This is a genomic window from Kineococcus arenarius subsp. arenarius (assembly GCF_050871845.1).
Taxonomy (GTDB): domain Bacteria; phylum Actinomycetota; class Actinomycetes; order Actinomycetales; family Kineococcaceae; genus Kineococcus.
This window is the reverse complement of the sequence record NZ_JBJLSE010000148.1, coordinates 1-5,691: the sequence shown is the minus strand read 5'-3', so window position 1 is coordinate 5,691 and position 5,691 is coordinate 1. Positions and strand designations below refer to the sequence as shown.

Annotated in this window: 6 protein-coding genes; 3 read left to right on the top strand and 3 right to left on the bottom strand. The window is 74.6% G+C overall.

All coding sequences use genetic code 11. From position 1 onward, the window contains the following. Positions 1-109: 109 nt before the first annotated feature. A complete protein-coding gene (locus ACRYM0_RS20065) occupies positions 110-877 on the bottom strand; it encodes an SDR family NAD(P)-dependent oxidoreductase (protein ID WP_432507613.1) in 768 nt (255 codons plus the stop codon). A gap of 175 nt (positions 878-1,052) precedes the next feature. Here ACRYM0_RS20065 and ACRYM0_RS20060 point away from each other — a divergent pair, with 175 nt between their 5' ends. Then, positions 1,053-2,507 carry a GntP family permease gene (locus ACRYM0_RS20060; RefSeq protein ID WP_432507612.1) on the top strand — a complete coding sequence of 485 codons (1,455 nt, stop codon included), beginning with the start codon at positions 1,053-1,055 and terminating at the stop codon, positions 2,505-2,507. A 54-nt stretch (positions 2,508-2,561) separates the two neighbouring features. Here the strand turns inward: ACRYM0_RS20060 and ACRYM0_RS20055 are convergent, their stop codons facing one another. Both ACRYM0_RS20055 and ndk read right to left on the bottom strand, forming a co-directional pair. After that, positions 2,562-2,978, bottom strand: coding sequence for a VOC family protein (locus ACRYM0_RS20055; RefSeq protein ID WP_432507611.1), 417 nt, complete (start codon positions 2,976-2,978; stop codon positions 2,562-2,564). 82 nt (positions 2,979-3,060) lie between these two features. Then, positions 3,061-3,495 carry a nucleoside-diphosphate kinase gene (gene ndk / locus ACRYM0_RS20050; RefSeq protein WP_432507610.1) on the bottom strand — a complete coding sequence of 145 codons (435 nt, stop codon included), beginning with the start codon at positions 3,493-3,495 and terminating at the stop codon, positions 3,061-3,063. Positions 3,496-3,569: 74 nt separating this feature from the next. On the opposite strand from ndk, the gene ACRYM0_RS20045 reads away from it, so the two are divergent. Further along, on the top strand, positions 3,570-3,824 hold the full coding sequence (locus tag ACRYM0_RS20045) for a hypothetical protein (protein ID WP_432507609.1): 255 nt from the start codon (positions 3,570-3,572) through the stop codon (positions 3,822-3,824). 158 nt (positions 3,825-3,982) lie between these two features. Next, the gene (locus tag ACRYM0_RS20040; protein WP_432507608.1) at positions 3,983-5,452 is read left to right on the top strand and encodes a sugar porter family MFS transporter; all 1,470 of its coding nucleotides are present in this window, start codon (positions 3,983-3,985) and stop codon (positions 5,450-5,452) included. Positions 5,453-5,691 lie beyond the last annotated feature (239 nt).

The following is a 5,691-nucleotide window of genomic DNA, read 5'->3' as shown; positions in this document are numbered from 1 at the left end:
CCCCCCCCCCCCCCCCCCCCGCACAAAAGAGCGGCCCCCCCCCCCCCCGGGGGCCCCCGGGGCCCCAACCCCTGGGCCCCCCCCCCGTCGGGGAGGGAGCGAGTGGGCGTCAGGAGATCTGCAGACCGCCGTTGACGTCGTAGGTTGCGGCGGTGACGTACCCGGAGTCCGGACCGAGCAGGAACTCCACCAGCGCGGCGACGTCGTCGACGGTCCCGACCCGGCCCACCAGGCCGTCGGCGGCCATCGCCGCGCGCCGCTCGTCGGTGAGCGGCCCGCCCATGATGTCGGTGTCCACCGGGCCCGGCGCGACGCAGTTCACCGTCACGCCCAGCGGGCTCACCTCCCGGGCCAGGGCGCGCGTCAGGCCGATGATCGCGGCCTTCGAGGCGCTGTAGGCGACCTTGGAGTAGGTGCCGCCGCCGCGCTGCGCGGACACCGACGAGGCGCTCACCACGCGCCCCAGGCCACGCTGGACCATGCCGCGCACGAACCGCTGCGTGACGAGGAACGTGCCGCGCGCGTTGACGGCCATGACGCGGTCCCACTCCTCGGGCGTGGTGTCCAGGAACGGGGTCGGCGAGCTGATGCCCGCCAGGTTCACCAGGCCGACCACGGGCGGCAGCTCGCGCTCGACCTCGGCGGCGGCCGCCTCCACCGACGCCAGGTCGGCGACGTCGACCTGCACGCCGATCGCCGCGGCACCCGCCTGCTCCAGCTCCCCCGCCACGGTGCGCGCGGCCGCACCGTCGAGGTCGAGGACGGCGACGGACCACCCGCCGCGCGCCAGGCGGTGCGCGAGGGCCCGGCCGATGCCGCGCGGTGAGCCCCCTCCGGTGACGACGGCGGTGCGGGCGGTCGGGAACTCGGTGGCCATCGGGCCCTCCTCGCGGGCGTTCGGGGCGCCGCCGCGTCGTCACGGCGACGCCGGGAACCCTAGACGCGCGGGCCCGCTCCCGCACCGCCCGGCGGGACCGCTCGACAGGAGCGGCCGGCGGCGCCACCCTGTCCGCGTCGGGTGATCGCACCCGCACCGACACCGGAGGATCACCGTGGATCTCCAGCTGCTCGCCGCGCTCGTCGCCGGCATCGCCGTCATCGTCCTCGTCGTGCTGCGCACCCGGCTCGACGCCTTCGTCGCGCTGCTGCTCGCCGCCCTGGTCACCGGCTCCATCGCCGGCTCGGCCCCCGGCGACACCCTGGACTCCCTCGTCACCGGCTTCGGCGGCACGCTGGCCTCCATCGGCATCGTCATCGGCCTGGGCGTGGCCGTCGGCAAGGTGCTGGAGGTCTCCGGCGGGGCCGACGCCCTGGCGCGCGCGTTCGTGCGCGCGCTGGGCAAGGACCGGGAGGCGTGGGCGCTCGGCGGGACGGGGGCCGTGGTGTCCATCCCGGTGTTCTGCGACTCCGGGTACGTCATCCTCAACCCGCTGGCGCGCTCCATCGCCCGACGCCAGCGCCGCGGGTACGTGACGCTGGCGCTGGCGCTGGGCTGCGGGATGACGCTGACGCACCACCTGGTGCCGCCCACCCCAGGCCCGCTCGGGGTCGCGGGCATCCTGGGCGCCGACCTCGGCGCGCTGATCCTCACCGGCCTGGTGTTCTCCGTGCTGCTGCTGCCGCTCGTGGTCCTGTACTCGGCGTGGGTGGGGCCGAAGCTGGAGGACCAGGTGCAGCCGCAGGTGCGCGAGGCCGTCTACGCCGGGGCGGCCGTCAGGACCGGCGCCGGCGCGGTCGCCGCCGGGCCGGGCGAGGAGGCGCCCGACCCCGCCGCGGCGCTGGGGGAACCGCCGGCGGGCGCCGCCCCGCACCGGCTGGGCGCCTTCCGCGGCGCGCTGCCGCTGCTGGTCCCGCTGGTGCTCATCGTGGCCAACACCGTCACCACGGCCGTGGACCGCGACGCGCAGGGGGTCCTGCAGGGCGACGAGGGGTACGAGCCGTCGACGCTGGCGCAGGTGTTCTCGTTCGTCGGGCACCCCGTCGTGGCGCTGATCGTCGGCCTGGTCATCGCCGTGTACGGCCTGCTGCCGCGGTGGACGAGCCGCCGGCAGGTCACCGGCTGGCTCTCGGACGCGGCGGCCTCCGCGGGGCTGGTCATCCTCATCACCGGCGCCGGCGGGGGGTTCGGGCAGGTCCTGCGCGACTCGGGCGTCGGTGACGCGCTGGCCGACGCGGTGGCGTCCCTGGCGCTGCCCGGCGTGCTGGTGCCGTTCCTGGTGGCCACGCTGGTGCGCCTGGCGCAGGGCTCGGGCACCGTCGCGATGATCACGGCGGCGTCCGTGACGGCGCCGCTCGTCGGCGGCCTGGGGGTGTCCGCGCTGGCGGCGGCCGTGGCCTGCTGCGCCGGCTCGATGGTGTTCAGCTACTTCAACGACTCGTACTTCTGGGTCGTCACCCGGTTCACCGGCCTGGAGGGCACCGCCGCGCTGAAGGGGTGGTCGGCCCTGACCACCGTGGCCTGGGCCGGGTCGATCCCGCTGGTGCTGCTGGCCGGCGCGTTCCTGTAGGCGGGCGGGCGCCGGCCGTCCGCGGGTGGAGGGGGCCGGCGCCCGCGGGCCCGCTCAGGCGCCGACGCCCCCGGCCTGCCGGGCGGCCTCGACGTCCATCCAGTTGACCTCCCACACGTGCCCGTCCGGGTCGCGGAAGCTCACCCCGTACATCCAGCCGAAGTCCATCGCCGGGGCGTACTCGGAGCCGCCGTTCGCCAGCGCCCTGGCGCGCAGGTCGTCGCACTCCTCGCGGCCGGAGGCCGACAGCGCCAGCATCACCTCGGTGGTGCCGGGAGCCGCCGGCTGCGAGTGCAGGAAGCCCTTCCACTTCTCCGGCGCGTGCAGCAGCACGATGACGTTCTCCTCGAGGACGACGCAGGTGGTGCCCTCGTCGCTGAACTCGGGGTTCAGGGAGAACCCCAGCGAGGTGAAGAAGGTCCTGGACGCCTCCAGGTCGCTCACCGGGAGGTTCACGAAGATCATGCGCACGGCCGGTCTCCTTCGCGGTCGGGGCCCGGGCGGGCCCTGCTGCTCGTGGAGACCTCAGCGCGGCGCAGGACTCATCGGCGCGTCAGAGGTTCGGGAACCACAGCCCGATCTCGCGGGCCGCGGACTCCTCCGAGTCGGAGCCGTGGACGAGGTTCTGCTGCACCTTCAGGCCCCAGTCGCGGCCGAGGTCGCCGCGGATCGTGCCGGGCGCGGCGGTGGTGGGGTCGGTGGTGCCGGCCAGGGAGCGGAAGCCCTCGATGACGCGGTGCCCCTCGACGACGGCCGCGACGACGGGGCCGGAGGACATGAACTCCACCAGCGGCTCGTAGAAGGGCTTGCCCTCGTGCTCGGCGTAGTGCCCGGCGAGCAGCTCGCGGTCGGCGGTGCGCATCTGCAGCGCCACGAGCGAGTAGCCCTTGGCCTCGATGCGGCGCAGCACCTCCCCGGTCAGGTCGCGCCGGACGCCGTCCGGCTTGACGAGGACGAGGGTGCGCTGGACGTCGGTCTGCGTGGCCACGCGCGGCACCCTAGCGGAGCGGAGCCCGGCACCCGGGCTGGCAGGATGTCGGCCCCCACCCGGAGGAGGACGACGTGAGCCGGCGCAGCGACCGCGAGGACACCCGCGCGCAGGAGGACGCCCTGCGCGCCGCCCGCGAGGAGGCCGCCGACGTGCTGGCCGACCTCGCCGCCGAGGCGAAGGCCCTGTCCAAGGCGTACGCCTCCCGCTCGGGGCGCGTGCCGGACGGCGCGGCCCTGGCCGGGCTGGTGGACGCCGCGCGGCGCGCCGAGGAGGCCGTGGACCTCGCCGCGCACGACCTGGCGACCGCCCGCGGCGAGGACGCCTGAGCCCTGCCGCCGCAGCAGCCCGATACCACCCCGGACGGCTGCAGCGGTAGACCCCCCGGCGTGCACATCGAGGAGGGGCGCAGGACCATCGAGCACGGGCTCCGCACCGGAGCACCACGTCCCGCGCGGACGTCCCCTTCGAGCTCGAGGAGCCCGGCATGTCAGCGGACCACCCCGACCGGCCGGCGGCCACCGCCGCCGACCACGAAGAAGAACGGCGCACCACCACCAAGGTGGTGCTCATCTCGGTCGTCGCCGCCATCGGCGGTTTCCTGTTCGGTTTCGACACCGCCGTCATCAACGGCGCGGTGGATGCCGTCACCGGTCAGTTCGGGCTCAGCGCCTTCCTGTCCGGTTTCGCCGTCTCCTGCGCCCTGCTCGGCGCCGCCGTCGGAGCCTGGTTCGCCGGCCGCATCGCCGACCGCTTCGGCCGCAAGTCCGTCATGGTCCTCGGCGGCGTGCTCTTCGCGATCAGCGCCGTCGGCTCCGCCTTCGCCTTCGCGGTCTGGGACCTCATCCTGTGGCGCGTGGTCGGCGGCATCGGCGTCGGCGTCGCCTCCGTCATCGCCCCGACCTACATCGCCGAGGTGGCTCCCGCACACGTGCGCGGCCGGCTGGCCTCGCTCCAGCAGCTGGCCATCACCGTCGGCATCTTCGCCGCCCTGCTCTCCGACGCCTTCATCGCCAACACCGCCGGCGGCGCCGGCGAGGAGACGTGGCTGGGCTGGGAGGCGTGGCGGTGGATGTTCCTCGTCGGCATCATCCCCTCGCTCGTGTGGGCGTTCCTGGCCCTGCAAGTGCCCGAGTCGCCGCGCTACCTCATCGCCAAGGGCCACACGCAGCGCGCCACCGACGTGCTGCGCGAGGTGCTCGGCACCCGCAACCTCGGGGCCCTGCAGCGCAAGGTCGCCGACATCCGCGCCAGCATGCAGCGCGAGGACGAGCCGAGCCTGCGCGACCTGCGCGGCTCGCGCCTGGGCCTGCAGCCCATCGTCTGGGTCGGTCTGCTGCTGTCGGTCTTCCAGCAGGCCGTCGGCATCAACGTGATCTTCTACTACTCCACCTCGCTGTGGCGCTCCGTCGGCTTCGAGTCCAACCAGGCGTTCACCACGTCCACCATCACGTCGGTGACGAACGTGGTCGTCACCTTCATCGCCATCGCCACCGTCGACAGGATCGGCCGCAAGCCGCTGCTGATCGCCGGTTCCGCCACCATGTTCATCGCCCTGGGCGTCATGTCGGTGGCCTTCTCCCAGTCCGTCGGCAGCGGTGAGGACCTCTCCCTGCCCGGCGCCTGGGGCCCGGTCGCCGTGGTCGCCGCCAACCTCTTCGTCATCGGCTTCGGCGCCACCTGGGGCCCGATCGTGTGGGTGCTGCTGGGCGAGATGTTCCCCAACCGCATCCGCGCCGCCGCCCTCGCGGTGGCCGCGGCCGCCCAGTGGATCGCGAACTTCACCATCTCCACGACGTTCCCGCCGATGTCCGAGCACCTGGGCCTGACGTTCTCCTACGGCGTGTACGCCGCGTTCGCGCTGCTGTCGTTCTTCTTCGTCCTCAAGGCCGTGCCGGAGACGAAGGGCCGCGAGCTCGAGGAGATGGGTTCCGAGGACTCCGTCCGCTCCGCTTGAGCCTCCCCACCACTCGGGCCGGGTCCGGGCCCGGGTGGTGGGGTGTTCTCATCGCCGGGCTCTCCGCCCGCAGCCAGGTGCGCACGTCACCCGGGTGCCCGCGGCGGGCTCCGGACGCCCGGCGACGAGGACACCCCACCACCCTTCGACCTCACCGCTCGTGGGGGCCCCGGCCCCAGCGACACCGCAGCGCGAGGAGGGAGGCGGCGGGTGCGGAGGCCGGCGTCCGGAGCCCGCCC

Coding starts and splice junctions, on each gene's coding strand:
- ACRYM0_RS20065 (WP_432507613.1), bottom strand. CDS start 877: ATGGCCACCGAGTTCCCGACCGCCCGCACCGCCGTCGTCACCGGAGGG.
- ACRYM0_RS20040 (WP_432507608.1), top strand. CDS start 3,983: ATGTCAGCGGACCACCCCGACCGGCCGGCGGCCACCGCCGCCGACCAC.